We start from the raw sequence: 26,095 nt of genomic DNA, 5'->3' as shown, positions 1-26,095 counted from the left end.
CGGGGCGCCGCGCAGGGTCACTGCTCCGGCGACACCGGCTTTGTCCTACCAACGTACGTCAGACGGCCCGGTGTTCCCCACGGCGAGACCGAATAAGGGGTGGACACACCGGTAATGAACCCGGAACTTCGCTCAGGGCTTACTCGGCGCCGTACACGTGACGCGCGAGAGTGCCGATGAAGGGGAGATTGCGGTAGCGCTCGGCGTAGTCGAGGCCGTACCCGATCACGAACTCGTTGGGGATGTCGAAACCGACGTACTTCACGTCGATCGGCACCTTCACCGCGTCCGGCTTGCGCAGCAAGGTGCAGATCTCGACCGACGCGGGGTTACGCGAGCGCAGGTTGTGCACTAGCCACGACAGCGTCAGCCCGGAGTCGATGATGTCCTCCACCACCAGGACGTGCCGCCCGGCGATGTCGGTGTCGAGGTCCTTCAGCGTGCGCACGACCCCCGAGGACTTGGTGCCCGCGCCGTAGGACGACACGGCCATCCAGTCCATCTCGACCTTGATGTGCAGCGCGCGCGCCAGATCGGCCATGACCATGACCGCACCCTTGAGCACCCCGACGATTAAAAGATCCTTGCCCGCGTAGTCCGCGTCGATCTGCCCGGCAAGCTCCTTGATCTTCGCTTGGAGCTCTTCCTCGGGGATGAGGACCTTTTCCAGGTCCTTGCCCATGTCAGCTGCGTCCACCTGGGGATTTCCTTCACAAGAGGGTGCTGGCGAACACCAGGGTGCCATATCGCCGGACCACTCCCACCCCCCCGGGCAGTTCGACCATCCGCTGTCCGCGCCACTGCGTCACCAGGCGGTCCACCTCCGCGATGTGGACGGCCGCGAGCGCGGACGCGTTCGCCCCCGCCGCCAGGGCCGCCCGCTGGATCACCCGGCGCCGCACGGCGGCGGGCAGGTCCTTGACGCCGTCCACGGTCAGCTCGACCCCGATGCCCCTGACCTGCCCGTACACCTCGTCCGCCCAGTCGTCCAGCGCGTCGGCGTCGTCCCGGCACAGCGCGGCGGTACGGGCCAGCGCCTCGGTGACGCCCGGCCCGAGGGCGCCTTCGAGGACCGGCAGGACGTCGTGCCGGACGCGCGCGCGGGCGTAGGAGGAATCGGCGTTGTGCGGGTCCTCCCAGGGCGACAGGTCCAGCGCCGCGCAGGCCGCCCGGGCGGTCGCGCGGGAGACGCCGAGCATCGGCCTGCGGTAGACGCCCGAGACCGCCGGCATCCCGGCGAGCGACCGCGTGCCGCTGCCCCGCGCGAGCCGCAGCAGGACCGTCTCGGCCTGGTCGTCGAGGGTGTGCCCCAGCAGCACGGCGGACGCGCCGAGACGGCTCGCGGCGGCCGAGAGGGCCTCGTACCTGGCGTCGCGGGCCGCGGCCTCGGGCCCGCCCTCGCGCCCCACCGTGACCGTCAGCACCTCGGCGGGCGCGAGCCCCAGGTCCCCCGCCAGGCCCGCGACCTGGAGCGCCCGCTCGGCGGAGCCGTCCTGCAGGCGGTGGTCGACGGTGAGCAGGCCCGCGCGCAGGCCCATGCGGGGCGCGGCGAAGCCCAGGCATGCGGCCAGCGCGAGAGAGTCACCCCCGCCACTGCACGCGACCAGCACGAGCGCGCCCGACGGCAGATCGCCAAGCGACAGCCGCACGGCACGGCGAATCTCCGCGACAGCGGGATGCGGTCCCATAACCCTAGTTTGGAGCGGCTGCGCCTATGGCTGTGCCGATGACCCGCTCCGCTGCAGGAGTCAAAGACGCCGTGTTCCGAACCCGCCGTGCCGAAAGCGCGGCCATAGGCACAGCGCCCCGAAGGCCCATGGCCGCGCCCCGGCGGGTTTGTCAGGCGTGGCCGTTCGCCGTGGGGAGTTGGGGGGCCTTGATCACGCGGTTGATCCAGAGCTCGGGGTTCTTGATCTCGGCGTGGGTGGGCAGCGTCGCGGGCGAGCCCCACACCCGGTTGAAGCCGTCGATGCCGGCCTCGCCGACGACCTTGCGGACGAACGACGCGCCTTCGGCGTACTGCTTCATCTTCAGGTCGACGCCGAGCAGCCGCCTGAGCGTCTTGTCGAAGCGGGAGCCGCCCTCGCGCCGGTGCTGGAACTTGGCGCGGATCTCGGCCACCGACGGCACCACCGCCGGCCCGACGGCGTCCATCACGTAGTCGCCGTGCCCCTCGACCAGCGTCATCACGGCCGTGAGCCGGTCCAGGATCTCCTTCTGCTCGGGAGTCTGGATGGCGTCGATCAGGTTGCCCTCTCCGCCCTTGATCGCGTCGGCGACGGCGTCGGACGCGGCGCGCATGCGGTCGAGCAGCGTGCCGAGGTCGAGGTCGGAGGCGAGCAGGAACTCGGTCATCTGCGACCGGACGTACTCGCGCAGCCAGGGCACGCCCGTGAACTGCACGCGGTGGGTCTCCTCGTGGAGGCACACCCACAGGCGGAAGTCGCGCGGGTTGACCCCGAGCTCGCGCTCGGTGTTCACGATGTTGGGCGCGACCAGCGTGAGCCGGCCCGTGGGCGCCTGCCCGCTCGGGTCGGGCGGGAGGAACAGCTCGTACTGCCCCAGCACGCGCGACGCCAGGAACGCGAGCACCGCCCCGACCTCGACGCCGGTCACGCGCGACCCCACGGCGCCGACGATCGCGGGGATCTGCGCGCGCCGCGCGTTCATGCGCTCGGTGAGCGGCTCGAGGACCACCCGGAACCCGTCGACGTTGGCGCGGATCCACCCGGGGCGGTCCACGACCGTGGCGGCCTCCGGCTCGGCCGCGCCGTCGATGCGGGCGAACCCCTGTACGTGCCCCTCGGCCTCACGCGACAGCCGCCGGAGTTCGGCGACGGCGTGCCTTGCTTCCTCCCGGCTCACCTGCGGGCCAGGACGGACTAGACGGACACCGGTCGATACGGCCAGATCCCAGTCGATCACCTGCATGTTCACCACCGTACGTCGTCCGGGGTCGTCATGAGCACCCGCATCCGGATACGAGGGCGGCCAGCCTGTCGAGCGCCGCCACGGCCCCGTCGGGATCGCGGACGTCGTCGGCCATGAACGCGAAGGCCACGAGCCGGCCGTCGGCGGTCCGAGCGAGCCCTGTCAAGGTGTTCACCCCGTTCAACGTGCCCGTTTTGGCCCTTACCACTCCCGCCGCGGCCTTCGCCTCGCCCTTCGCGTACCGATGGCCGAGGGTTCCGGTGAATCCCGCGATGGGCAGGCCGCTGATCGCCGCCCGCAGGTGGGGGTTGGCGGGGGACGCCGCCAGGGCGATCAGGCGGGCGAGCGCGGCCGGGGTGATCCGGTTGCGGGTGGACAGGCCGCTGCCGTCGTTGACCACGACCCCGGCGTCTGCGCCCAGCCGCTTCAGCGTGGCCCGCACGGCCTGGGAGGCGCCGGCGAATCCGCCCGGCCGGCCTTCCTTGATCGCCACGTGGTGGGCGAGGGCCTCGGCGAGGTCGTTGTCGCTCTCGGTCAGCATGTGCTCGACCAGTTCGTACACCGCCGGGGACTCCACCCGGGCGACCTCCGTGGCGCCCGCCGCCGCCTTCGCCCGCTTGACGGTCTTGCCGACCTTGACGCCGTACCGCTTGAGCTGGACCGCGAAGGCCTCGGCGGCCGTCCGGGGCGGATCGGGGTAACGCGCCGAGTTCTCGTTGCGCGGGTCCTGGCGTCCCTCGTCGATGGTCAGTCCCGTGACGGGGGCCACGCTGCCCTCGGGAATGTACCCGGGCTTCCAGCCGGGCGCCGTGCTCGGGCCGGAGAACACCGAGTCGTCGTAGGCGAGCGAGACCGCGGTGACGCCCGCCGCCTTGAGGGCCTGCGCCGTCCGGGAGGCCAGGGTGGCGAGGGACGCGAACCGGGGGTACCCGGGCACGTGGTCCGACTTCGGGCTCACCAGCGTCGGGTCACCCCCGCCGACCAGCGTCAACGTGCCGGGCTTGCCCTGGAGGACGCGGGTCGCGATCTTGGCGTCGGGGCCGAGCGCGGTGAGCGCGGCGACGGCCGTCACGACCTTGGTGGTGGAGGCGGGCGTGATGCCGATGTCGGCCCTGCCGGAGAACAGGCTGGCACCGCTGGAGACGTCGACCACCACGGCGCCCACGTTGCCGCCCAGCGCCGAGTCCCCCATGGCGCGGGTGAGCTGGGCGGCCAAAGTACCCTTTCCCGGGAGAGACCCTTCAGGCGCTGGTGGTAGGACGGGACCCGAGGTGACGATGGCGACGGGAGCCCGCGTCGGCGTGGCGGCCTTGACCGGCGGGCTCGCGGTGGCACCGCTCAGCCCTCCGGACGCGAGGAGGTACGCGCCCACGGCGCAGACGAACGCCTGCAGCAGGGCGAGAGTCGCCACCGCCGCCACGCGCTCGCGTCGTACCACCTCGCCGGCCCCTTTCTCACATGCGTCATCCTGGAAATACGTCTACGAGACATTAACGCCCGTCCGGAGTGTCCGGACGGCTGAGCGGAGGAACCGCAGTGGAGTTCGACGTTGTCGTTGAGATTCCGAAAGGACAACGCAACAAGTACGAGGTTGATCACAAGACGGGGCGGATCCGCCTGGACCGCCTGCTTTTCACCTCCACGCAGTACCCCGCCGACTACGGCTTCATCGAGGACACCCTGGGCGAGGACGGCGACCCGCTCGACGCGCTCGTGCTCCTGCAGGAGCCGACCTTCCCCGGTTGCCTCATCAGCTGCCGCGCGGTCGGCATGTTCCGGATGACGGACGAGAAGGGCGGGGACGACAAGGTCCTGTGCGTACCGGCCACGGACCCCCGCATGGAGCACATCCGTGACATTCATCACGTCCCGGAGTTCGACCGGCTGGAGATCCAGCACTTCTTCGAGGTCTACAAGGACCTGGAGCCCGGCAAGTCGGTGGAGGGGGCGAACTGGGTCGGCCGGGTGGAGGCCGAGCTGGAGATCCAGCGGTCGGTCAAGCGTCACCTCGATCACGAGGAGCACGCCGACACGGAGAGCCCGCTGATCAAGGGAGAGGGGCACTGACGCCGCCCTCCCGCGAGGAGTGCCGGCGACCGCGGGCGTGACGGCCTTGCTCGCGGGAGGGGCCTGACCACGCCCACCATGTGCGGGCGCCAGATGGACGCGACGCGCACCACGTCCCCGGTGCTGGGGGCGTGGACCATCTGGCCCGCGCCTATGTAGATCCCGACATGACGGATCGTCCCGGGATCGCGCGTCCGGCGTCCGAAGAACAGCAGGTCGCCGCGGCGCAGGGAGCTGAGCGCGATCTTCGGGCCCGCAGTCCACTGCGTGCCCGTCCAGTGGGGAAGCGCGATCCCAGCCCGCTGCCAGGCGCGCATGGTCAGCCCCGAGCAGTCGTACGCGCGGGGGCCGGCGGCGGCCCAGACGTAGGGCTTGCCGAGCTGGGTCAGCGCCCAGTTGGCCGCCAGGTCGCCGAGCCGGGCGGCGGCGGCGCGGCGACCCGCCCAGGCCCCCGTCCACCGGCCGCCCCCCGTCGCGCCCAGCCCCGGAGTCCAGTGGTCACCGCCCGCCGGACGGGGACCCGCCAGGGCCACGGGGGCGTGCCCCAGGCTCACGGCCAGGGCGCAGGCGAAGACGATCTCACGCCACATAGCCTCCAGATTTCCCCGCGGCCGCACGACGCACACCCGCGCCGTCACTTTCCGTGATCAGCCGAGGCGGAACAGACGGGATATCCACGGGCGAACCCCCGCGCCCGGGGGCAGCGGGCCGCGCGGATAGGTGAAGACCGGCACCTCGTGCCCGTACGCGGCGCACAGCTCGCCCGCCTTGCACCAGTCGGCGATCGTCCGGCTGGCCGCCCACGCGGCGCCGAGCGCCGGGCGCGCCTCGGCGTGCCGGTCCCAGACGCGCAGCAGGGTCATCGTGGCCTGCGCCGCGGCGTACCCGTCGTCGGGGTACGCGGTGCCCGCGAGGTACGGCGCCGTCACCTGGCCGGCGAACCGCGTGTCGAGCACCCACGTCCAGTTGGCGACGACCAGCGCGAGCGCGGCCCCGGGGATCGCGCCCGCCGCGTCGTACATGAGCCGCTGCCGTGGGCCGGTCAGACGGCGGCCCGGCCACAGCCAGGCGATGTCCTCGGGGGCCCGGCCGGCGGCGAGCCAGGACAGCACCGCGAGGCCGCGCGCGGTCTGCAGGCGGCACAGCTCCAGCAGGTCGCGCAGCATGCGGGGGCCCGGGTCCAGCCAGACCGGCCAGTCGGCCCGGTGGACGCGGGGCACGAGAGCGGCCAACTCGGGCGGCACGGGCTCGGGGAACACGCGGCGGCCGAGGTGGGCGTCGTCACGGGCGGTGAACACGGGGGCGCCGGGCCGCTACCGGTCGGCTCTCGTCAGCGGGTACCCCTCGCGTCCCCAGTGGCCCCCGTGACCGTGGCCCTCGTGCCACGGAACCCGCGCCCTGCCCGGCTCAGACGGCGGCTCCGACGGCGGCTGCGGGGGCGCGGACGGTGGGACGGACGGCGCGGCGGGCGGGTTCGCCGGTGACGGGGCGGGGGATGCGGGCGGGGTGGCCGTCCGGCAGGGCTTGTGCTGGTGGCTCGCCGTCGGGGACGGATGGTGGTGCGGGCCGCGCACGGGCGGCTCCGGGGCGCCCACCGAGGGAGGGACGGCGGTGGGCGCGGGCGGCCGCGAGGGCGGCTGTGACGGGGGCGCGGTGGGCGGTGGGGGCGGGAAGGGGGTCGCGGACTCCGACGGCCGAGGAGAGGGCGTGGACGGCGGGGCGGGCGCCGGACGCGGCGGCACGCCGCCCGCGGGGCGCGAGGACCCGTCCGGCCGGATCGCGCCCGCCGGCAGCGGGGCCCCGGGGAGGACCGCGCCGCTCCGCGCGTCCTGCTCGGCCATCCGCCCCGCAGGTGAGGACGTCGCCGGGCCCGGGTGTCTCGTGACCGTACCGGAGGGGGCGGAGACGCCGGGCGGGGAGGCGGACGGCGGGAACGCGCCGAAGACGGTCTGGGTCAGCCGATCCTCCCGGCCGTTCAGCGCGCCGGCCAGCACTACGGCGGCGAGGGCCATCGCGACCGCCGCCACACCGCCCGCAAGAACCTGAGGCCGCCACCGAGGCCCTTTGACGTCCTGTAAGGGAAAGCCGTCGGCGCCGAGCAGCCCGGTGCGCCGCGCGACGAACTGGCGGTACGGGACCAGCTCGGGGTCGATGAAGCAGCTCATCACCCGGACGCGGAGGGTCTGGGGCAGCGCGGGCCGGGGAAGCTGGTCGAAGACCTTGGCCGCCGACACCTGGCGCTCGCGGTAGGGGCCGCAGATCGGGCAGTGACCGGCGTGCTCGATCAGCCGCTCACGGGTCTCGTCGTCCAGGACGTCGCCGAACCCGGCGAGGATGTCCCGTCTGTCCGGGCACTCCTGCGCGGTGTCGCGGGCCAGGATCTCGGTGGCGACGAGGTCCTGGAGGCGGGCGCGTGCGGCCTCGTGGAGCTCCTCGGCGTGGCCGGGCGTGGTGCCGAGCACGAAAGGGAGCTCCTCCTCGGGGATGCCGTGGCGCGTCAGGAGCTCCAGGACCTCGCGCTCGTCGTCCGGCAGCGCGGCGACGGCATTGACGGCCACGCGCCGCAGGTCGCCGTCGTAGTCGTCTTCGGGTGCGGGGTCCGGGTCGTCCTCGGCGGCCGGGGGCACCGCGCGCCGGCGCAGGGCCTCCCCGCGGGCCAGGGCGTAGAGCCAGGCGCGCAACCGCTCAGGATCGGCCAGTGCCTCGATGTGCGCCTCGGCCGCGATCAGGGTGTCGCGCAGCGCGACCTGCGCGCCGTCGGGGCTGCCGAGCAAGAGCGAGGCGTACGCGTACAGACCTCCGGCGTAGTCGTCGTAAAGGGCAGCGAGGGCACCAGGATCGCGGGCGCGGAGTGCCTCGACCAGGACGCTGTGGTTCATGTAACCGACAGTAAATGCTTCGTAACTGCTTGCTCCACCGTTTCCCGGACAATGACCGGCCTTGTATTAATACCGTAATGAACGCCGGCAAGATTGTTTGCGGTACTGCGCACGGCATATGGCCATCAAATTCGACATATCACTAGATAGCAGAGCCGAACGGACGCACAGATGGGAGCCGGTCCGCTTTCCCGCGGCGGCCTACCTGAGAACTCCGGGACAACCCTTCACCGCGATCCCGGTTCATATATGAATTTCATTCACACCCGCCGGGCTTGACAATTCGCGGCCTCCGGCACGGGCGCCGTCGCCCACGCCGGCCTTCCCGGACGGTCACTCACGGGAAGCGCCCCGGCGAACGGGGCAGGGGTCAGGCACCGAGTCTGCCCGACCAGCCGACCCGGCAACTCCCATCAGGCGATGGCGTGCAGCCCGGCCTGGTCACAGCCCCGCACCAGGGATTCGAGGCCGAACGCCTCCACCGGCCCCACGGCCCCCTGCGCGTCCACCCCGTCGGTGCCGGCCGTGATCGCGCCCCACGCCAGCAGGCGCGCGGTGAAGTCGTACGGGTCGCCGCCGTGCAGCTCGATGGAGGCGAGCCGCTCACCGTCGCGGTCGAACGCCTCCGCGACGACCTGCGTGGCGATCTCCTCGCCGGACTCCCCCGGGGACGCGTCCCGGCCCGCCGTGTGGATCACGCGGTCGGCGATGGCCTCGGTGACGCGCTTGGCGCCCGGGATCGCCGCGATGAAGGGCGTGGCCCTGGCCAGCGCCGCGGCGGCCTTGGTGAGCCCGCCGAACCAGCCCAGGTAGACGTTCACCTCGCGCAGGCCGGCGTGCGTTCTCGGCAGCGCGAAATGTTCCGAGGCTCCCACGGAGAGCGCGTGCCTGCGCCGGCCGTTCACGGAGAAAATCCGTGTACGCCCGTGTTCGCGAAGAATGCGGCCTTCGCGAAAGCCGTACATCGGCTCCAGCACCATTCCCAGCGCGGACGCCCGTGTGCCCGCGCTCGCGCGCCGGAGCATGTCGCCCTGCGTGAAATACCCGACGTCCACGCGCACCGCCGCGGGCCCGGCCTTGCGCAGCGCCAGTTCCGCCGCCAGATTCCCCGGCGCGTAGTCGTGTCCGAAGGCGGTGAGCAGCGTCGCCCCCGAGGCGGCCGCCGCCGGGCCGTACCGCTGGAAGATGCGCCGGATGAACGCCGGCTCGCCCGTGGAGTCGAGGTAGACCCCCCCTGCCTCGATCGCCGCCTCGACGGCGGGCTCCCCCCACCGCGCGAACGGGCCCACCGTGGAGATCAGCACGCCGCCCGGCTCGACGATCCGCCGGATCGTCGCGGGACGCCCGACGTCGGCGACGGCCGTCGGCAGCTCCACCGGCAAGGACGAGGCGAGCGCCTCCAGCCGGGCCGGGTCGCGTCCCGCCAGCACCGGACGGGCGCCGCGGGCGAGGAGCGCTTCGGCGGTGAGCCGGCCCGTGAAGCCGGTGGCACCGAAGAGGACTATCCGGGGGGAAGTCATGTAAGTACCGTAACCCGCGGGTGATTTCAAGATCCATAGCGGGGCTGGCCGGTCGCCCTCGGGGGCGGGTCCGGATGCGGACGCGGACAGCCCGGCGCTCACGGCCGGCTGTCGACGGGCATCGCTTGATACCCGCGGTCTCGGGCGAACGGTGGGGTCTTCGGCTTGTCCGTGCTCGGCGGCATCGCCCCGCTCATGGCCAGCTCCTCGTACGGCCGCGCGCTCGACCCCCAGGTGCGCGCGGCGATGTCCGTGCGCGCCACCGGGCCGGCACTGCTCAGGCTGTCCACGGTGAGCACGAACCGGCGCGGCGAGCCGGCGCGCACGTCGTCCACGTACGTGCTGGCGCCGCCGATCAGCTTGCCGTCCTTGTCGCGCAGCAGCGCGGTGATCACGAGGCTGGTCGCCGCCTTCTGGTACGGGTTGCCGACCGCACCGGTCACGAGGTACGAGCCGTTGCCGAGCTTCTCGGTGATGGGCGTCGTGATCGGGAACGGCACGAACGCCGACGGGATCCGCCCCGCCTGCCGCCAGCGGGCGGGCCGGAAGGTCACCTTGACGTCGACCGGCGCGGCCGAGGCCGTGGCCTGGCCGGTGAACTTGAGCGACCCGGCAGGAGGCACGGCGTCGAGGGGCTGCTCCATGCGCACCACCTCCTTGCCGGAGGCGTCCTTGCCGACCACGGTGGCGGCGACGTTCTCGCCGAAGTGCCACCGGTTCGGGTTGGTGATCACACCAGCCCAGGTCACCACGTAGCCGCCGGTCCCCTGGGCGACCGACGAGGTCTGCTCCTTCATCATGAGCGGCTTGAGCGCCTGCTCGCGCCGCGGCTCGTCGCCGCCGCACCCGGCGAGCGAGGCGGCCGCCACCACCCCGAGAGCGAGTCCTAGTGCTGTCGTGTTTCGACTACGCTGGGTCACAAGGCCGTCATAGCCCGGTTAGTCGGGGGTGATTCCTCCGACACGCGCAACTCGTACGAAGTCTTTAACGGCGGCACACCCGCGCCGCGCCTGCGCGCACCGATCTCAGCGTTCGCGCGCCACCCTCGCCTCGTCCCAGACCGGCTCCGACGGCTCGTACACCCGGCCATCGGCGCCGAACACCAGATACCGGTCGAAGTCTGCGGCGAACCAGCGGTCGTGGGTGACCGCGACCACCGTCCCGTCGAACTGGTTCAGGCCGTCCTGCAACGCCTCGGCGCTGGCCAGGTCGAGGTTGTCGGTCGGCTCGTCGAGCAGCAGCAGCGTCGCGCCCGACAGCTCCAGCAGCAGGATCTGCAGCCGGGCCTGCTGACCGCCGGACAGCGTCTCGAACCGCTGCTCGGCGATGGTGCCCGCCAGCTCATAGCGGGCCAGCGCCTTCATCGCCTCGTTCTTCAGCCGGGCGTGCTCGGTCATGACGATCTGGCAGGGGGTCCGGCCCTGGAGCTCCGGCCGGGCGTGCGTCTGCGCGAAGTGCCCCGGAACGACCCGGGCGCCGAGCCGCGCCACGCCCGTGTGCCGGACGTCCTCGCCCGCGATCAGCCGCAGGAAGTGGGACTTGCCCGAGCCGTTCGAGCCCAGGACCGCCACCCGCTCGCCGTACCAGACCTCCAGGTCGAACGGCTTCATCAGGCCCGTGAGCTCGAGGTTCTCGCAGATCACGGACCGCTTGCCCGTACGGCCGCCACGCAGGCGCATCGAGATGAACTGGTCCTTCGGCGCCTCCTCGGGCGGCCCGGCCTCCTCGAACCGGCGCAGGCGCGTCTGGGCGGCGTGGTAGGCCGCGGCCATGCCGTCGTTGTACTTGGCCTTCTGCTTGAGCATCACGACCAGGCGTTTGATCTTGTCGTGCTCCTCGTCCCAGCGGCGGCGCAGCTCGTCCAGGCGGGCGTTGCGGTCGCGGCGCGCCTCCGCGTACGTCGCGAAGCCGCCGCCGTGCACCCAGACATTGCCGGACTCGACCGTGACGATGCGGTCGGCGGCGTTGGCGAGGAGCTGCCGGTCGTGCGAGACGAGCAGGACGGTCTTCGGCGTCTCCCTGAGCGCCTGTTCCAGCCACAGCTTGCCAGGGACGTCGAGGTAGTTGTCCGGCTCGTCGAGGAGCAGCGTCTGGTCGGGGCCGCGCAGCAGCGCCTCCAGCACCAGCCGCTTCTGCTCGCCACCCGACAACGTGTTGACCTCGCGGTACTTGACCCGGTCGTACGGGGCGCCGAGCGCGGCCATCGTGCAGGTGTCCCAGAGCACCTCGATCTCGTAGCCGCCGGCGTCGGTGTAGTCGGTGATGGCCTGCGCGTAGCGCATCTGCGTCTTCTCGTCCTCGCGCTCCATCATCGCGAGCTCGCTCTCGTCGAGCCTGCGCGCGGCCTCGCGGACGCGGTCCGGGGCCACCGACAGCAGCAGCTCGTGCACCGTGCGGCCGTCGCGAATGCTGCCGATGAACTGGCGCATCACCCCGAGCCCGCCGGAGGAGACCACGCTGCCCTCGACGGGCTTGACGTCGCCCGCGATCAGCCGCATCAGCGTGGTCTTGCCCGCGCCGTTCGGCCCGACCAGCGCGGCCTTCAGTCCCTCACCGACGCGGAAGGACACCTCGTTGAGCAGCGGACGCCCATCGGGCAGCACATAGGTCAGACGACCTACCTCGACATGGCCCACGACGTTCCCTCCCAGCCTTCCCGCAGAAGGTATCCAGCGGGGACGTTTCCCGCATCTGGATATCCGCCGTGGCCATGGCGGCGCGTGACGGACCCTCGCCGCGGACGGGGCGCCGGGCCCGTCTAAGGCGTCCGGAGCCAAGGACCGATCCTAGCCGCGGCCCCTGCGGCGGATACGGGGCCGCGGGCGTCGCGGCCCCGCGCAGGACCATAAAGTGGGTGCCCTACCTGCGGAGTGCTTGGGAGTAGCGACAGTGGAAGACGATGACTACGTCTCGGTGGGCGAGGCCTTGTCAGGGCTCACCGTCTCGCCGCTCCCCGAGGGTTGGACGGCCCTGGGCGCGATCATCCTGGTCAAGTGCTTCGACGACGAGGGCCGCTCGTCGTGGGCGTTCCGGCGCACGGACGGGCTGAACGACGAGGAGTTGCTCGGCGCGCTGATGGTCCGCACCGATCTGCTGCGCCGCGAGCTGTTCGAGGCCTACACCGGCGACGACGAGGAAGAGGACTGAGCAAGCGTCCCGCGCACGCGGCGCGCGGCGGCCACCACGTTGGCCAGCGCCGCCTCCACCTGCTCGTAGGTGCGGGTCTTCAGGCCACAGTCCGGGTTGACCCAGACCCGCTCGGCGGGCAGGACGCGGAGCACCGCGTCCAGCAGGCCGCCGACCTCCTCCGGCCCGGGCACGCGCGGTGAGTGGATGTCGTACACGCCCGGCCCGAGGCCCCGGGCGAAGTCGCGCACCACGGGCTCGCCGAGGATGCGCCCGCGCGACCGGGCCGACTCGACGCTGGTGACGTCCGCGTCCAGCGCGTCGATCGCTGTCAGGATCTGATCGGCGTCCGAGTAGCACAGGTGGGTATGGATCTGCGTGCGGTCGGCCGCCCCCGAGGTCGCCCTGCGGTAAGCGGCCACGGCCCAGTGCAGGTACGCGCCCTGCTCGGCCCGCCGCAGCGGCATCAGCTCGCGCAGCGCCGGCTCGTCGACCTGCACGATCGAGACGCCCGCGGCCTCCAGGTCGGCCACCTCGGCCCGCACCGCGTCGGCCACCTGGAACACCACCTCGCGCAGCGGCAGGTCGTCCCGGACGAACGACCACGCGACGATGGTCACCGGGCCCGTGAGCATGCCCTTCACCGGCCTGCCGGTCAGCGACCGCGCGTACCCGGCCCAGCGCACGGTGATCGGCGCGGGCCTGCCGACGTCGCCGTGCAGGATCGGCGGGCGCGTGCAGCGCGAGCCGTACGACTGCACCCAGCCATGGCGGGTCACGGCGAAGCCGTCGAGGTGCTCGGCGAAGTACTGCACCATGTCGTTGCGCTCCGGCTCGCCGTGCACGAGCACGTCCAGGCCGAGGCGCTCCTGGACGCGGACGGCCCGCTCGATCTCGGCGCGGACGCGCTCCTCGTAGGCCGCCTCGTCCAGTTCGCCCGCCGCGAGTGCCGCGCGGGCGGCGCGCAGTTCGCCGGTCTGCGGGAACGAGCCGATCGTGGTGACCGGGAGCGGGGGCAGTCCCAGGTGCTCCGCCTGCGCGGCGGCGCGCACCGCGTACGGCGAGCGGCTCTCCCAGACCGGCGGCGCCACGGCGGGCGGGGCCTGGGCCTCTCCGGTTTCGCCGGTCTCCCCGGCCTTCCCGGCCTCGCCGGTTACGCCGGTTATGCCGGTCTCGACGGTCTCGCTCCGGACGGTGGGCGGGGCCGTGGCGAGCAGGGCGGCCAGCTCGACGACCTCGGTGACCTTCTCGTCGGCGAACGCCAGGCGCGCCACCAGCGCGGGGTCCAGGCCGGTCTCGCGCTCCAGGCTGTGCGGGACGTGCTGCAGCGAGCACGAGGTGGCGACGACGACCCGTTCCACGCGCTCGCGCAGGGCGCGCAGCCTGCCGAGGGCGCGGTCGCGGTCGGCGCGCCAGACGTCGCGCCCGGACACCACCCCGGCGACGACGGTCTTGCCCGCCAGGGCGTCCCCGAGGGCCTCGACGGGCGTACGGCCGCGCACGAGGTCCACGCCGACGGCCTCGACCGGCGTGCCCGCGAGGACCGGCAGCGCCTCCCCGAGGTCGCCGAAGTACGAGGCGACGAACAGCCCCGGCCGGTCCGCGCGCGAACCCAGCCGCTCGTACGCCCGCCGGACGGCGTCCAGCTCCGCGCCGGTGCGGTCGGCGACCAGGGCGGGCTCGTCGAGCTGCACCCAGGCGGCGCCCTCGGCGGCGAGCGCGGCGAGCAGCCGCTCGTAGACGTCCAGCACGTCGGCCAGCCGGTCCAGCGGGGCGAACCGCTCCGAGGAGCCCGGCGCGGGCTGGGACAGCAGCAGGAAGGTCACCGGGCCGACCAGCACGGGCCGCGTCTCGAACCCGAGCGCCCGCGCCTCGCGCAGCTCCGCGACGGGCTTGCCCGGATCCAGGGTGAAGACGGTGTCCGGCCCGATTTCCGGGACGATGTAGTGATAGTTCGTGTCGAACCACTTGGTCATCCGCAGAGGGGGCACGTCGCGGGTGCCGCGCGCCATCGCGAAGTACGTGTCCAGCGCCGACGCGCCGCGATACCGCCCGGGAACCGCGCCCAGCGTCACCGCCGTGTCGAGCACCTGGTCGTAGTACGAGAACGTGTTGGACGGCGACGCGGCGAGGCCCAGGGCGTCCAGGCGGCGCCAGGTGCGCTCGCGAATGCGCGCGCCGGCCGCCCGCAGATCGTCGGCGGTCGAGCCGCCGTCCCAATACCGCTCCAGCGCCCGTTTCAGCTCCCGGTCCGGCCCGATCCTCGGGTAGCCGAGGATCGTCGAGGCGGGGAACGGCGAGGTGTGTACGGCGGGCATGCGGGCTCCTTCACGGACGGACGAGTCGGACCCGGCCTGCCCGCGGACGGCGGGCACGTGGACTCCTTCACGAGTGGACGGGCCGGACCTACCCTGCCCGCCTACGCGACCCCCGGCCCCGATCTATTGGCGCCCCTTATGGATGGATGCGCCGCCCACCGCGCCGAGGCGGCCATACTTGAGCATGGATCACGGCCCGCACCCGCGCGACCTGCGCTGTTTCGTGAGCGTCGCCCGTCACAACGGCTTCTCGCCGGCGGCGGCCGAGCTCCGCATGTCGCAACCCGCGGTCAGCCAGGCCATCGCCCGTCTCGAACGCGTCCTCGGCGTCCGCCTGTTCACTCGCACCAGCCGCGAGGTCCGCCTCTCCCCGGTCGGTGAGTCCCTCCTGCCGTACGCCGAGACCGCGCTGGACACGCTCGCCGCGCTCACGTCCGAGGCTGCGCGGCTCGCCGTCCCCCAGCGGCCGTCCATTCGCTTCGCTTATCCACCGCTGGTGGGATCCCTCGCCGCGCGCGCGGCCCGGCGGCTCGCCCACCGCGTCCCGCCCATCGGCGTGGACCTCAGCCCGATGGGACGGCGGGCCGCGACGGAGCTCCTGGAACAGGGCGAGCTGCCGGCCGCCATCCTCGCCTCGCCCTTCCCGCTGCGGATGACGACGGGCACGCGGTTCCACGTGACGGTCGGCCACCTCGCCCTCCCGGCCGGGGACCCGCTCGCCGCCCGGGCGCCGCTGCGGCCCGAGCAACTCGCCCGGCACAAGATCCTGATGCCGCGCCGGCGGCCACCCGGCGGCATGTGGGAGCGGCTGGCCGCCCGGCTCCGCGGTCCCCACCAGATCAACGTCGTGGCCGACGAGATCGACGACTTCGCCGCCGCCCTCGACCTCGTGGCCGCGGGCGCAGGCCTGCTGCCCGTCCCCCGCCTGCTCACCTCGACCGTCCGCCGGGACGACATCCGGTTCGTCCCCTTCGACGCGGGCGACCTGCGCATCACGTACGGCCTCGTGTGGTCCCGCGACCGCGTCACCCCCGAGCTGATGACGCTGATCCAGGCCGTCCAAGAGGTCCTGTGGACCCGGTGACCGCCCAGGCGAACCGGTACTGCGCCCTGGTCAGGGCGCGATGGCCACCTGGGTGCGGTGGTGGGCCGGGGTCTCCACCTCGTCGATCAGCAGCCGGTTCGTTCCGCTCCGCTCGCTCAGGTGCGCGCGTGCGGAGGGTTCGGGGGGCCGGTGACGGGGGTGGGAGGTTCGGCGGCGCGGCGGTCGAAGTCCTCGCGGGACGCGACGATCTCCGGGACGTGGTCCTCCGCCCAGCGCTTGATGCCCTCCATCAGCGACACCACGCTCTGCCCGAGTTCGCTCAGCTCGTACTCCACCCGGGGCGGGATCGTCGGGTACACCGTGCGGATCACCATGCCGTCCCGCTCCAGGTTGCGCAGGGCCTGGGTGAGGCTCTTCTGGGTGATCCCGTCGAGGCGGCGGCGCAGCACGCCGAACCGCACGGGGCCGAGGCGCAGCGCGTCCACGAGCAGGCACGTCCACTTGTTGGCGATCGCCTCCAGGACGGTACGGGACGCGCAGTCACGCAGGTAGGCGTTGACCGAGAACGATTCACGCCGGTCGGCGATGGTATCCATGAGGTACCTATATATCTCAAAGGTGCCGACTTTCCCAGTGATAGTTACGTCCCGCACGATGGTCGCGGCAGTAAGCACGACCTATGGAGGACCAGATGCGTTCCATCACCCAGTCGTCGTTCGGCGACACGTCGGTGCTCGAATTCGCCGAGGTCGACCGCCCTCGGCCCGGACCCGGGCAAGTGCTGATCAAGGTGGGGGCGGCCGGGGTCAACCCCGTGGATGTCGCCGTCCGCGCGGGCTTCTACCCCCTGCTCGGCGAGCCGCCGTTCACCCTCGGCTGGGACGTCGCCGGTGTGGTCGAGGACGCCGGGAGCGGGGTGTCCGCCTTCGAACCCGGCGACGAGGTGCTCGGCCTGCTCGCCTTCCCCGCCGCCGGGAACGCCTACGCCGAGTACGTGCTCGCGTCCGCGAACGAGATCGTCCGCAGGCCCGCCGCGCTGACGGTCGAGCAGGCGGCGGGGTTGCCGCTCGCCGGGCTGACCGCGTGGCAGGCGCTGGTCGGCATCGCGCGGCTCGGCGAGGGGCAGCGGGTGCTGATCCACCGGGCCGCCGGCGGCGTGGGCCACCTCGCGGTCCAGATCGCCAAGGCCCGGGGGGCGCACGTCGTCGGGACGGCGAGCCGCGCCAAGCACGCCCTGCTGCGCGAGCTCGGCGCGGACACGCTCATCGACTACACGACGGAGGACTTCGTCACGGAGGCCGGGCCGGTGGACGTGGCGTTCGACTTGGTCGGCGGCGAGTACGGCGCACTCTCGGCCGCCGTCGTCAAGCCCGGGGGCCTGCTCGTCGGCGCGCTCGGCGCCAACCTCGGGATCACGCCCGAGCAGGCCGCCGAACGCGGGATCGGGCTCGAAGCCGTCTCCGTACGTCCCTCAGCCGCCGACCTGGCCCGGTTGACCGCACTCGCCGAGGCGGGACGGCTGACCGTCCACGTCGAGCACGTCCTGCCGTTCGCCGAGGTGGCCAAGGCCCACGAACTCATCTCCTCCGGCCGCACCACCGGCAAGGTCGTCCTCACCCCGTGACGGCCTCCATCGTCCGTCCTCACGCCGTGACGGTCTCCGCGTCCGTCCTCACGCCGTGACAGCGTCCGTTGTTCCGCCTCACGCCGTGACCGACTCCGTCGTCCGTCCTCACCCTGTGACGGCCTCCGTCTCGGTCGGTCGCTCTCGGAGCAGCGCGGACAGGTCCGCGGACATCCCCGTCCATTGAGGAAGCGGCCCGGAGGTCCCGGCGCCATCACCGAGCTCGGCCACCGGAACGGAACCGCTTCCAGTGGCCGGGACGGAGCCGGCTTCGGCGGTCGCGTGGGGAACGGTCGCCGCGCCGGTCTCCGCGGTGTCGCGAAGTGCGAGGAGTGTCGAGATCGAGGGGACCACTCCGACCGGGGCCGTGACGGGGGGTGCGCCGGCTCCGGCGGCCTGCTCGGCGGTTTCGCCTGGGATGCCCGTGACATGTGCGGCCGAGGTGCCGAGGCCGGTGGGCAGTAACGAGAAGCCGTGCGAGACGCTGGAGCTTCGGTGGCGCCGGAGCTCGGCCTCGGTGTAGCGGCCGCACTTGCGGTGCCATTCGAGGATGCCGGACATCCAGTTCTGCAGGGACTCGGCGTAGTCGACGAGGGCGCGGTGGACCGGCTCCTCCAGCCCGAGGTCGTCGCACATGGCGGGCAGGTCGGTCTCGACGAGGTGCGCGAACTGCTCGATGCGCGCCGCCATGAGGTCGGCCACGATGTCACGGGCCTGGTGGCGGTCGACCCCCAAGAAGTTCTCGACGACCAGGACGATGTTGTGCAGCTCGCCCTCGAACTCGATCTCTTTCTGGTACGAGAACAGGTCGTTGGTGAAGCAGGCGTAGTCTTCGGCGGCGGTCTCCAGCTCGTGCATCACCCGGTTGCGGTAGATCTCGGCCGGGACGACGTCGGCGTGCGCGAAGCGCGCCAGGCTCTTGGTCAGCTCCGAGCCGAAGGTCTTACGGCGCATCTCGACGTAGTCGACCGGGTCGGGAACGCGGTTTTCGGCCTGGTTGATCAGCTCCCACAGCCAGCTCGCGGTCATCTCTTCGACCGCGTCGCGCAGGTGGCGCCGGGCGTCGGGCGTCATCGGCCCGGCGGTGCGCCGCCAGAGATCATCGAGCCCGCGCTCAAGGGTGTTCGCGGGCTCAGGCGTCTCGCCGGCGTCGAGCGGCATGAAGGCCGCGAGCCGGTCGTTGCAGAGCTTCGCCCCCGCGAGGTCGCGGGACACGCCGAACACGACCGGGTAGACATCGTCGGCGTACGTGCCCCAGCTCAGCCAGTCGGCCGACAGGTCGAGCTGCTCGGGGGTGGCGTCCGGGTGGATCATCGCGGCGCAGTGGGCGAGGTCGTAGACCCGGCAGCGCCGCTCGTCCCAGACGCCCCCGAGCTCGACGCCCGGCGTCGCGTCGAGGAAGCCCATGCGCCGTGCCCACTCGACCGTGTGGTCGCGCGCGGCGTCGATGTGCGGGCTGGTGCGCAGGGCGTAGGGCATCGGGACATCGGGCAGGCGGAGGTGCCCCACCGGAGTGAACGGCACGTGGGAATGCTGCCGCGCCCTGCGCCGCGCCCCGGGCGCGAGCGACGAGGGCGTCAGCGCGGCGCCGGAGGTGCCGAGCCCGGTGGGCCCGCCGAGCACCCCGCCCTGCCGGGAGGCGGCGCCCTCGTTCATGTATCGGCTGGACCGGGCGTGCCACTCGTGGCCGCCGGACTGCCAGTCCTGCAAACCCTTGACGTACGCGGCGACCGCGGCCTGTTCGTGCGGCGGGACGGCGTGCTCGGCGAGCAGCGCCGGCACCTCCAAGAGCGCCGTGGTCTCGAACTGCTCCATGCGGGACGTCAGCAGGTCGTTGACCATCTCGGCGGCCTCCTGCGTGGAGCAGTCGAAGAACCGCTCGAAGACCAGCACGGCGTTGGAGTTCTCGCCTTCCTCGCGGACCTCCCGCTGGTAGGAGAACAGGTCGTTGCGCAGGTGGACCGCGTCGGAGAAGGTGTCGACCAGGACCTCCATCGGCCGGGTGGCGGCCAGGGAGTCCGGGACCTCGGCGTGGACGGCGTACTCGACGAGGCCGGCCGACCAGGGCGCGCCGCCGACCCTGCGCCGCATCTGGATGTACTCGATGGGGTTGGCGATGCGGCCGCGGTTGATGTTGTCGAGCTCCCACATCGACTCGACCATGAGGTTGTGCGTGCTGGCGATGAACCGCCTGCGCCACCCGTCGGACATCGCCGGCACCGTGCGTTCCCACAGGTCTTTGAGCCCGGCCTCGGCGGCGTTCTCGGGCTCCGGCGGCGTCTCGCCGTCCGCGGTCATGAAGAGCTCCAGCCGGTCCAGGTGGGCCTTGGCGCCGGCGAGGTCGCGGGAGTGCTTGAACAGCTCCAGGAAGTTGTCGTCGAAGAAGAACACCCAGACGTACCAGTCGGTGATCAGGTCGAGCGTGGGGCCGTCGCAGTCGGGGTGGGTGTACGCGCACATCAGGGCGTAGTCCATGGCGGCGAGCGCCTCGGCGTCCCAGACGACCCCGCCGGACGGCTTGGTCGCGTCCAGCATGCCCATGCGCGCGGCCCAGGCCTCGCTGTGCGCCCGGGAGCGCTCCAGATGCGGGTTGAGCCTGGCGGGATAGGCCAGGTAGAAGTCCGGCAGCGTGAAAGCCTGCATGAGCGTGCCTACTCTCGTGAGCCGAGCCGATCGCGGGTCTCACCATCGGTGAATCCCCTGACACCTGGAGTAGTTTGCCGCAACTTTGACCTCAGCGATACCCCGCGAAATTCTGTCCGCCCGACCCGGCACCACGATTTCCGGGCGAATTCCGCAATATCCCCTCAACCGCACATCCTGCGCATTCTTCGCTCTACATGACCCATCCGGTCAAATTATGTGGATTCGGATGGGAGGGCGATGTCGGAACAGACATCCGCTACTCCCCTCGTCGGCGGTACGACAAAAAGCCGGTAAGCATACGGGCCGTCGATCATTCGGAACGAGAGGCGCACATGGTGAGCGGGTATGGATGCGGTGTCGCCGAGGCGAGACGGACATAAGGCGGCTACTTGGTGACCTGAAGACAGGTACCGGACGACCTGAAGGCAGGTGTGCGACGAAATGACCCGTCACCGCGCGGACGATCCGCTCGTATCCCTGGCCTGGTCCACGACGCGGCTCGCGACCGCCGTGCTCCTGATCGGGCTGGTTGGGGCCGTCGCGTCGTCACCGGCCGAAGCCTGGGCGTCCGCGGCGGGCCACGCCGTCTCCGTGAGCACCGGCTCGGGCGACCACGGGCAGTCCAAGTTCGGCAACGGCAAGTACAACTCGTTGTACCTGCAGGTGAACAGCCCGACCTTCATGCGCGGCATCCAGCACAAGTCCAACGCAGCCGTCCAGGGCAGCGCGCCCTCCCAGGCCGCCTTCTGCAGGAAGAAGCTGCGTGTCTGCAGAATCTGGCAGTTCCAGAAAATGAACCACAGCCGCCACAGGTCCCGCTAGACGTCTCCACGCGGCCCGGTTCCGGCCGCGTCAGGCCTCCGTCAGTTCCAGCAGCCGCGTGACGGTGTTCCAGTTGCGCATCGTCGCCGGGGCGCTCGACCGCTTCTCCAGCAGAGGCGGCAGCTTGGGACGGCGCAGGCCGTCCGGGAAGTACATGTAGAGCTCCCGCCTGCCGACGGCCATCTCCTCCGGCGCGTACTCCGCCGGGTCGATGCCTTCGAGGACGGCCCTGTCGGGGGCCCCGGCCAGGAAGACCACCACGAACTTCACCGGGTCGCGGACCTCCAGCGGGTTCTCCTCGACCACCGCGCGCAGCTCCGGCACCGTCCGGACGATCACCGCCGGGGAGATGCCCAGGACCTCGGAGATCCGCCGCCCGACCTCGTCCGCGACCTGTTCCGGAGACCTGCCGTCGGCCGTGAGCAGGGCGTTTCCGCTCTGCAGATGCGTGCGGACCCCGGTGTACCCCAGCTCTTCCAGCAGGGCGCGGAGGTCGGCCATGGCGACCCTTGTACGGGGGTTGATGTTGATACCGCGCAGCAGCGCGACGTAGCGCATCGGAAATCACCTGTCCCATCGGCGAGTACCAGGTGACGCTACTGCCCCATACCTGTCAGGAGATGTCACCCTCACGGACGCGATCAGGACCACCGACCTGGGCGCCGCCGTCCGGACGGTGCGGCCTCCGCGACCTCGACGGGCGCCAGTGGTCGTTCCCGTACATGGACCACACCGCCATGGGCTACAACGGGGATCGGCCGGACGGGCGTGCGCACACCCCCACCGGCGTCAAGAAAGCGTATGGATCCATGACGCGGCCTGGACAGTCACTACACACGCGTATAGCGTCCTGTCCGCGCGAGTAGCGGGCTACACGCCCGGATAGGAAGAGAGCAAGTGGCGACGACCCAACCGGACCCCGAGGACCTCACCGCCCGTGCCCGCATCCGAGACGCGGCGCTCCTGCAGTTCGGCGAACACGGGTTCGAGCGGGCGACGATCCGCGAGATCGCCAAGGCCGCCGGGGTCTCGTCGGGGCTGGTACGCCACCACTTCGGCTCCAAGCAGGAGCTGCGCGAGGCGTGCGACGAGTTCATGTACCGGACGGTCCGCAAACTCAGCGACCAGGCCCGCGCCGGTCTCGTACACGGCGCGTTCGGCGACCTGAACCACCTGGCCGCCGCACGCGCCGTGCTGCTTCCGTACCAGAAGTACCTGGCACGGGCCCTGGCCGACGGGACCGCCGCGGCGCTGTTCGACCAGATGGTCGACATCACCGAGGAGTGGCTCGCGAGGGCCGACGAGAAACGCGCCGGCGACCCCCCGGCGGCGAGCCGCAAGGCCCGGGCGACGGTGCTCACCGCGATGGCGATGGCCGTCCCGGTCCTGCACCAGCACGTGTCCCGCAGCATCGGCGCCGACATGTTCACGCCGGAGGGCGACCGCGAGGTCGCCTACGCCCTCATCGACCTCTACTCGCACGCGCTGATCACTCCGGACGATGCCGCCACCGCGCGCGACGCCCTCGACACCGTCTGGAGCAAACAACCCCCAGCGGACCGCGATGCCGTGATCCGCGCATTCGAGGAGCAAAACGATGACTGACGCCATCTCGGTGACAGGGCTCGTCAAGACGTTCGGCGCCACCCGGGCGCTGGACGGGTTCGACCTCTCTGTGCGCACCGGGGAGGTCCACGGTTTCCTGGGCCCTAACGGCGCGGGAAAGAGCACCACCATCCGCATCCTGCTCGGCATGATGCGCGCGGACTCCGGCACCGCGCGGCTGCTCGGCGGCGACCCCTGGGCCGACGCGACCACCCTGCACAAGCAGCTCGCGTACGTGCCCGGCGACGTCACCCTGTGGCCGAACCTGTCCGGCGGCGAGGTGATCGACATGCTCGGGCGGATGCGGGGCGGGCTGGACAAGAAGCGCCGCGCCGACCTGCTGGAGCGTTTCGACCTGGACCCCCGCAAGAAGGGGCGCGCCTACTCCAAGGGCAACCGGCAGAAGGTCGCCCTGATCGCCGCGCTGGCCTCCGACGTGCGGCTGCTGCTGCTCGACGAGCCGACCTCCGGCCTGGACCCGCTGATGGAGGAGGTCTTCCGCGAGGCCGTCCGCGAAGAGATGCGCCGCGGCGACCGCACCGTGCTGCTGTCCAGCCACATCCTCTCCGAGGTCGAGGCGCTGTGCGACCGGCTGACCATCATCCGCGACGGCCGCGCCGTCGAGACCGGCACCCTCGCCGACCTGCGCCACCTGGGCCGCACCACGATCCAGGCCGAGCTGGCCGCCCCCGCCAACGGCCTCGCCGAGCTGCCCGGCGTCCACGACCTGCACGTGGAGGAGGGCCGGGTGCGCTTCGACGTCGACGCCGACGCCCTCGACCCGGCGCTGCGCCACCTCACCGCCGTCGGCGTGCGCAGCCTCGTCAGCCGGCCGCCGACACTGGAGGAGCTGTTCCTGCAGCACTACGACCGCACCCAGCGGGCCGCCGAGGTGTCGCGATGAACACCCTGACCGGCACGGGCGGGCTGGCCCGGCTGATCCTGCGCCGCGACCGCGTCCTGCTCCCGCTGTGGGTGCTGCTCCTCGGCCTCATCCCCCTCTCCTACGTCGTCTCCATCAACGAACTCTTCCCCACGGACGCCGGGCGGCACGGCTACTTCGCGGCCAGCGAGCACAACGCCGCCTTCGTCGCGCTGTACGGCCGCCTGTTCGGCGACAGCCTGGGCCAGCTCGTCGCCTGGCGCGCCGGCTTCCTGCCCATCGTGGTCGGGCTGTTCGGCATCCTCACCGTCGTCCGGCACACGAGGACCGAGGAGGACAGCGGCCGCCGCGAGCTGCTCGGATCGACCGTCACCGGCCGGCACGCGGGCCTGGCGGCCGCGCTGCTCACCACCTTCGCCGCGACGCTCCTCCTCGGGGTGATCCTGGCCGTGGGCATGATCGGCCAGGGCCTCCCCGCCGCCGGTTCGTGGGCCTTCGGCATGGAGCTGACCGCCTCGGGGTGGGTCTTCGCGGCGGTCGGCGGCGTGGCGGCCCAGCTCACCAGCAGTGCGGGCAGCGCGCGCGGCATCGCGATCACCACGCTGGGCGCGGCCTTCGTGCTCCGGGTCGTCGGCGACATCAGCGGCATCGGCGACGGCACGCTCGCCTGGCTGACGTGGCTGTCCCCGTTCGGATGGGTCCAGCGCATGCTCCCCTACGGCGGCGACCACTGGTGGCCCGCCCTGCTCGCCGTCGCGTTCGGCGCGGTGCTGGCCGTGACGGCCGTCGTGCTCTCCGCCCGCCGCGACGTCGGCGCCGGCCTCCTGCCGCCCCGGCTCGGCCCCGCCTCGGCGGCGCCCGGCCTGCGCTCGCCCCTGGCGCTGGCCTGGCGCCTGCACCGCGGCCTGCTCGCCGGCTGGGTCGCCGGGTTCGCCGTCCTCGGAGTCGTGCTCGGCTACCTCGCCGCGGGCGTCGGGGACCTGGTGCGCGACAACCGGCAACTCAACGAGGTGTTCGCCAACCTCGGCGGCGCGTCCGGGCTGATAGACAGCTATCTCGCCTCCATCATGGGGCTGTTCGGCCTGATCGCGGGCGGGTACGCCATCCAGGCGACGCTGCGCGCGCGGGTCGAGGAGACCAGCGGCCACGCCGAGCCGGTGCTCGGCACGGGCGTCGGCCGCGTCCGCTGGGTGGGCGGCCACATGGTCTTCTCGCTGCTCGGCCCGGCCGCCGTCCTGGCCGTCGCCGGGGCCGCCACCGGGCTGGCCCACGGGCTGAACACCGGGGACGTCGGCCGTGAGCTGCCGAGGGCGGTGGCGGGCGCGATCGTGCAACTGCCCGCGGTGTGGATCCTGTCCGCGGTCGCGATCGTGATGTTCGGCCTGCTGCCGCGGCTCGCGGCCGTGAGCTGGGGCGCGCTGGTGATCTGCCTGCTGTTCGGCCTGGTGGGCAGCGCCCTGGGGCTCGACGAGCGGGTTCTGGAGGTCTCGCCCTTCACCCACCTCCCGAAGATCCCCGGAGGCGAGGTCACCGCGGCCCCGCTGATCTGGCTGACGCTCATCGCCGCGGCCCTGACCACGGCCGGCCTCACCGCCTTCCGCCGCCGGGACATCCCGGCCGCCTGACGTCCCACCCGGGTCCGGCCTTCCCGAAGGCCGGACCCGCCGGTGGGCGCCCCGGCCCGCTCAGCCCAACACCACCCGGCCCGCGCACTCGGCCCGCTCAGCCCAACACCACTCAGGCCACTCAGCCCAGCACCACGCCGACGAGTTGCCCGACGCCCCCGGCCAGCACCATGGACACGATGGACAGCCCGATCGAGATCAGGCAGCCGTTCCCGCCCATCACCCGCTTTTCCGGCACGGGCACCTCGCCGAGCCCTCTCCACACGGGCCTCGGTTCCAGGATGAGGAACAGGATCGCCCCGACCTGCCCGATCGTGAACATCCAGAACCACGCCCACCGGTTGCCCAGGCGAGGCACCGAACCCAGCATGATGACGAACGTGACCACCCAGGCGGCGGCCAGCCACCACAGGTTCGAGCCGCCGGGGAGCTTGAACGGCCAGTCGGGGAAGGGGTTCCTTCCGGAATCCGGCTCGGAGTCGTACACCACGGACGCCCTGACGGGGGCTCGGTTCACGTCCGCCATGAGCTGGTCGACCGTGTAGCCACGATAGGCGTCGTCGACGATCTCCCGCCGCACCTCGTGCCAGATCAGCGGCGACTCCGACCATTCCAGGCGTATCAGCTCCCGCGGATGGGCCACCGGGTCCCCGCCACCGGCCGCTTGGTAGCTCACGCGGTCGACCTCTCCGGCCGCGACGGCCGCGCGGAACTCGGCGACCGTTCGCTCGGAGGGCACAAGGCTCGCGCAGGTGATCAAAGCACCCGCGAGCAGGAGCAGCAGAAGTGCCAGTCGGATCCCGAAACCGACCCAGCGCAGGAAGTGCCACAGATCCCCGTTATCCACCCTTCATTCCTACCGTATTACTGAAGACGGGGATTGTCTGTTTCACATGTCGTTTATAGCCGATACCCGGCGCCGATACCCGTCTGAGAAGACTTCGTCGTTACGTGTGGTCGCCGGCGTGAACTCCCGCGTGAGGCGCGGTACTCGAAAAAATGTC

General features: G+C 71.9%; 23 protein-coding genes. 8 read left to right on the top strand and 15 right to left on the bottom strand.

Features of this window, described 5'->3' with window-relative positions:
- Nucleotides 1-139: 139 nt before the first annotated feature.
- The 4 genes from hpt to dacB all read right to left on the bottom strand — a co-directional run bounded on the left by hpt (nt 140) and on the right by dacB (nt 4,369).
- A complete protein-coding gene (gene hpt, locus AB0H21_RS37880) occupies nt 140-697 on the bottom strand; it encodes a hypoxanthine phosphoribosyltransferase (RefSeq protein WP_358526452.1) in 558 nt (185 codons plus the stop codon).
- A gap of 13 nt (nt 698-710) precedes the next feature.
- Nucleotides 711-1,688, bottom strand: a complete 978-nt coding sequence (gene tilS / locus AB0H21_RS37875) for a tRNA lysidine(34) synthetase TilS (RefSeq protein WP_358526451.1) — start codon at nt 1,686-1,688, stop codon at nt 711-713.
- A gap of 151 nt (nt 1,689-1,839) precedes the next feature.
- Entirely contained in the window at nt 1,840-2,931 is a 1,092-nt protein-coding gene (locus AB0H21_RS37870; protein WP_358526450.1) for a zinc-dependent metalloprotease, read from the bottom strand.
- A 28-nt stretch (nt 2,932-2,959) separates the two neighbouring features.
- A complete protein-coding gene (dacB, locus tag AB0H21_RS37865) occupies nt 2,960-4,369 on the bottom strand; it encodes a D-alanyl-D-alanine carboxypeptidase/D-alanyl-D-alanine-endopeptidase (protein ID WP_358526448.1) in 1,410 nt (469 codons plus the stop codon).
- A 98-nt stretch (nt 4,370-4,467) separates the two neighbouring features.
- Between dacB and AB0H21_RS37860 the strand changes: the two genes are divergently transcribed.
- Nucleotides 4,468-4,998, top strand: a complete 531-nt coding sequence (locus tag AB0H21_RS37860) for an inorganic diphosphatase (RefSeq protein ID WP_358526447.1) — start codon at nt 4,468-4,470, stop codon at nt 4,996-4,998.
- Here AB0H21_RS37860 and AB0H21_RS37855 read toward each other — a convergent pair.
- The 6 genes from AB0H21_RS37855 to AB0H21_RS37830 form a co-directional block, all read right to left on the bottom strand.
- A complete protein-coding gene (locus tag AB0H21_RS37855) occupies nt 4,944-5,588 on the bottom strand; it encodes a C40 family peptidase (RefSeq protein ID WP_358526446.1) in 645 nt (214 codons plus the stop codon). The two genes, AB0H21_RS37860 and AB0H21_RS37855, sit on opposite strands and share 55 nt — an antisense overlap.
- A gap of 57 nt (nt 5,589-5,645) precedes the next feature.
- Nucleotides 5,646-6,296 carry a hypothetical protein gene (locus AB0H21_RS37850; protein WP_358526444.1) on the bottom strand — a complete coding sequence of 217 codons (651 nt, stop codon included), beginning with the start codon at nt 6,294-6,296 and terminating at the stop codon, nt 5,646-5,648.
- A gap of 15 nt (nt 6,297-6,311) precedes the next feature.
- Entirely contained in the window at nt 6,312-7,877 is a 1,566-nt protein-coding gene (locus tag AB0H21_RS37845; protein ID WP_358526442.1) for a sigma-70 family RNA polymerase sigma factor, read from the bottom strand.
- A gap of 413 nt (nt 7,878-8,290) precedes the next feature.
- Nucleotides 8,291-9,397: a saccharopine dehydrogenase gene (locus AB0H21_RS37840; protein ID WP_358526440.1), complete on the bottom strand. Its 1,107-nt coding sequence runs from the start codon at nt 9,395-9,397 to the stop codon at nt 8,291-8,293.
- 98 nt (nt 9,398-9,495) lie between these two features.
- Entirely contained in the window at nt 9,496-10,317 is an 822-nt protein-coding gene (locus tag AB0H21_RS37835) for an FxLYD domain-containing protein (RefSeq protein ID WP_358526438.1), read from the bottom strand.
- A 105-nt stretch (nt 10,318-10,422) separates the two neighbouring features.
- Nucleotides 10,423-12,033 (bottom strand): ATP-binding cassette domain-containing protein, encoded by a 1,611-nt coding sequence (locus AB0H21_RS37830; RefSeq protein ID WP_358526437.1) that lies wholly within the window; start codon nt 12,031-12,033, stop codon nt 10,423-10,425.
- Nucleotides 12,034-12,286: 253 nt separating this feature from the next.
- Between AB0H21_RS37830 and AB0H21_RS37825 the strand changes: the two genes are divergently transcribed.
- On the top strand, nt 12,287-12,544 hold the full coding sequence (locus AB0H21_RS37825; RefSeq protein ID WP_358526435.1) for a hypothetical protein: 258 nt from the start codon (nt 12,287-12,289) through the stop codon (nt 12,542-12,544).
- Here AB0H21_RS37825 and metE read toward each other — a convergent pair.
- Nucleotides 12,514-14,841 carry a 5-methyltetrahydropteroyltriglutamate--homocysteine S-methyltransferase gene (metE, locus tag AB0H21_RS37820; RefSeq protein ID WP_358526434.1) on the bottom strand — a complete coding sequence of 776 codons (2,328 nt, stop codon included), beginning with the start codon at nt 14,839-14,841 and terminating at the stop codon, nt 12,514-12,516. The two genes, AB0H21_RS37825 and metE, sit on opposite strands and share 31 nt — an antisense overlap.
- Nucleotides 14,842-15,025: 184 nt before the next feature.
- Between metE and AB0H21_RS37815 the strand changes: the two genes are divergently transcribed.
- On the top strand, nt 15,026-15,925 hold the full coding sequence (locus AB0H21_RS37815) for a LysR family transcriptional regulator (RefSeq protein WP_358526508.1): 900 nt from the start codon (nt 15,026-15,028) through the stop codon (nt 15,923-15,925).
- A 116-nt stretch (nt 15,926-16,041) separates the two neighbouring features.
- On the opposite strand, the gene AB0H21_RS37810 is transcribed toward AB0H21_RS37815, so the two are convergent.
- Nucleotides 16,042-16,482, bottom strand: coding sequence for a helix-turn-helix domain-containing protein (locus tag AB0H21_RS37810; protein ID WP_358526433.1), 441 nt, complete (start codon nt 16,480-16,482; stop codon nt 16,042-16,044).
- A 95-nt stretch (nt 16,483-16,577) separates the two neighbouring features.
- Between AB0H21_RS37810 and AB0H21_RS37805 the strand changes: the two genes are divergently transcribed.
- Nucleotides 16,578-17,510, top strand: coding sequence for an NADP-dependent oxidoreductase (locus AB0H21_RS37805; RefSeq protein WP_358526431.1), 933 nt, complete (start codon nt 16,578-16,580; stop codon nt 17,508-17,510).
- Between the two features lie 108 nt (nt 17,511-17,618).
- Here the strand turns inward: AB0H21_RS37805 and AB0H21_RS37800 are convergent, their stop codons facing one another.
- Complete coding sequence (locus AB0H21_RS37800) at nt 17,619-20,153, bottom strand: germacradienol/geosmin synthase (RefSeq protein ID WP_358526429.1); 2,535 nt, start codon at nt 20,151-20,153, stop codon at nt 17,619-17,621.
- 444 nt (nt 20,154-20,597) lie between these two features.
- Here AB0H21_RS37800 and AB0H21_RS37795 point away from each other — a divergent pair, with 444 nt between their 5' ends.
- Nucleotides 20,598-20,978 (top strand): hypothetical protein, encoded by a 381-nt coding sequence (locus AB0H21_RS37795; protein ID WP_358526428.1) that lies wholly within the window; start codon nt 20,598-20,600, stop codon nt 20,976-20,978.
- Nucleotides 20,979-21,008: 30 nt separating this feature from the next.
- Here AB0H21_RS37795 and AB0H21_RS37790 read toward each other — a convergent pair whose 3' ends face one another.
- Nucleotides 21,009-21,536: a DUF1697 domain-containing protein gene (locus AB0H21_RS37790; protein WP_358526426.1), complete on the bottom strand. Its 528-nt coding sequence runs from the start codon at nt 21,534-21,536 to the stop codon at nt 21,009-21,011.
- Between the two features lie 339 nt (nt 21,537-21,875).
- Here AB0H21_RS37790 and AB0H21_RS37785 point away from each other — a divergent pair, with 339 nt between their 5' ends.
- Genes AB0H21_RS37785 through AB0H21_RS37775 form a run of 3 tightly spaced genes read left to right on the top strand, consistent with a single transcriptional unit; the run spans nt 21,876 to nt 25,091 of the window.
- Nucleotides 21,876-22,583: a TetR family transcriptional regulator gene (locus AB0H21_RS37785; protein WP_358526425.1), complete on the top strand. Its 708-nt coding sequence runs from the start codon at nt 21,876-21,878 to the stop codon at nt 22,581-22,583.
- Nucleotides 22,576-23,487 carry an ABC transporter ATP-binding protein gene (locus AB0H21_RS37780; RefSeq protein ID WP_358526423.1) on the top strand — a complete coding sequence of 304 codons (912 nt, stop codon included), beginning with the start codon at nt 22,576-22,578 and terminating at the stop codon, nt 23,485-23,487. The genes AB0H21_RS37785 and AB0H21_RS37780 overlap by 8 nt, the downstream gene beginning before the upstream one ends.
- Complete coding sequence (locus AB0H21_RS37775) at nt 23,484-25,091, top strand: ABC transporter permease (RefSeq protein ID WP_358526422.1); 1,608 nt, start codon at nt 23,484-23,486, stop codon at nt 25,089-25,091. Before AB0H21_RS37780 ends, AB0H21_RS37775 begins: the two co-directional genes overlap by 4 nt.
- 121 nt (nt 25,092-25,212) lie before the next feature.
- On the opposite strand, the gene AB0H21_RS37770 is transcribed toward AB0H21_RS37775, so the two are convergent.
- Entirely contained in the window at nt 25,213-25,938 is a 726-nt protein-coding gene (locus AB0H21_RS37770) for a hypothetical protein (RefSeq protein ID WP_358526420.1), read from the bottom strand.
- Nucleotides 25,939-26,095 lie beyond the last annotated feature (157 nt).

Origin of the sequence: Sphaerisporangium sp. NPDC051011 (assembly GCF_040653595.1) — a bacterium.
Lineage (GTDB): Bacteria > Actinomycetota > Actinomycetes > Streptosporangiales > Streptosporangiaceae > Sphaerisporangium.
Note: the sequence above shows the minus strand (reverse complement) of the source record. Positions and strands in the feature narration are given on the sequence as shown.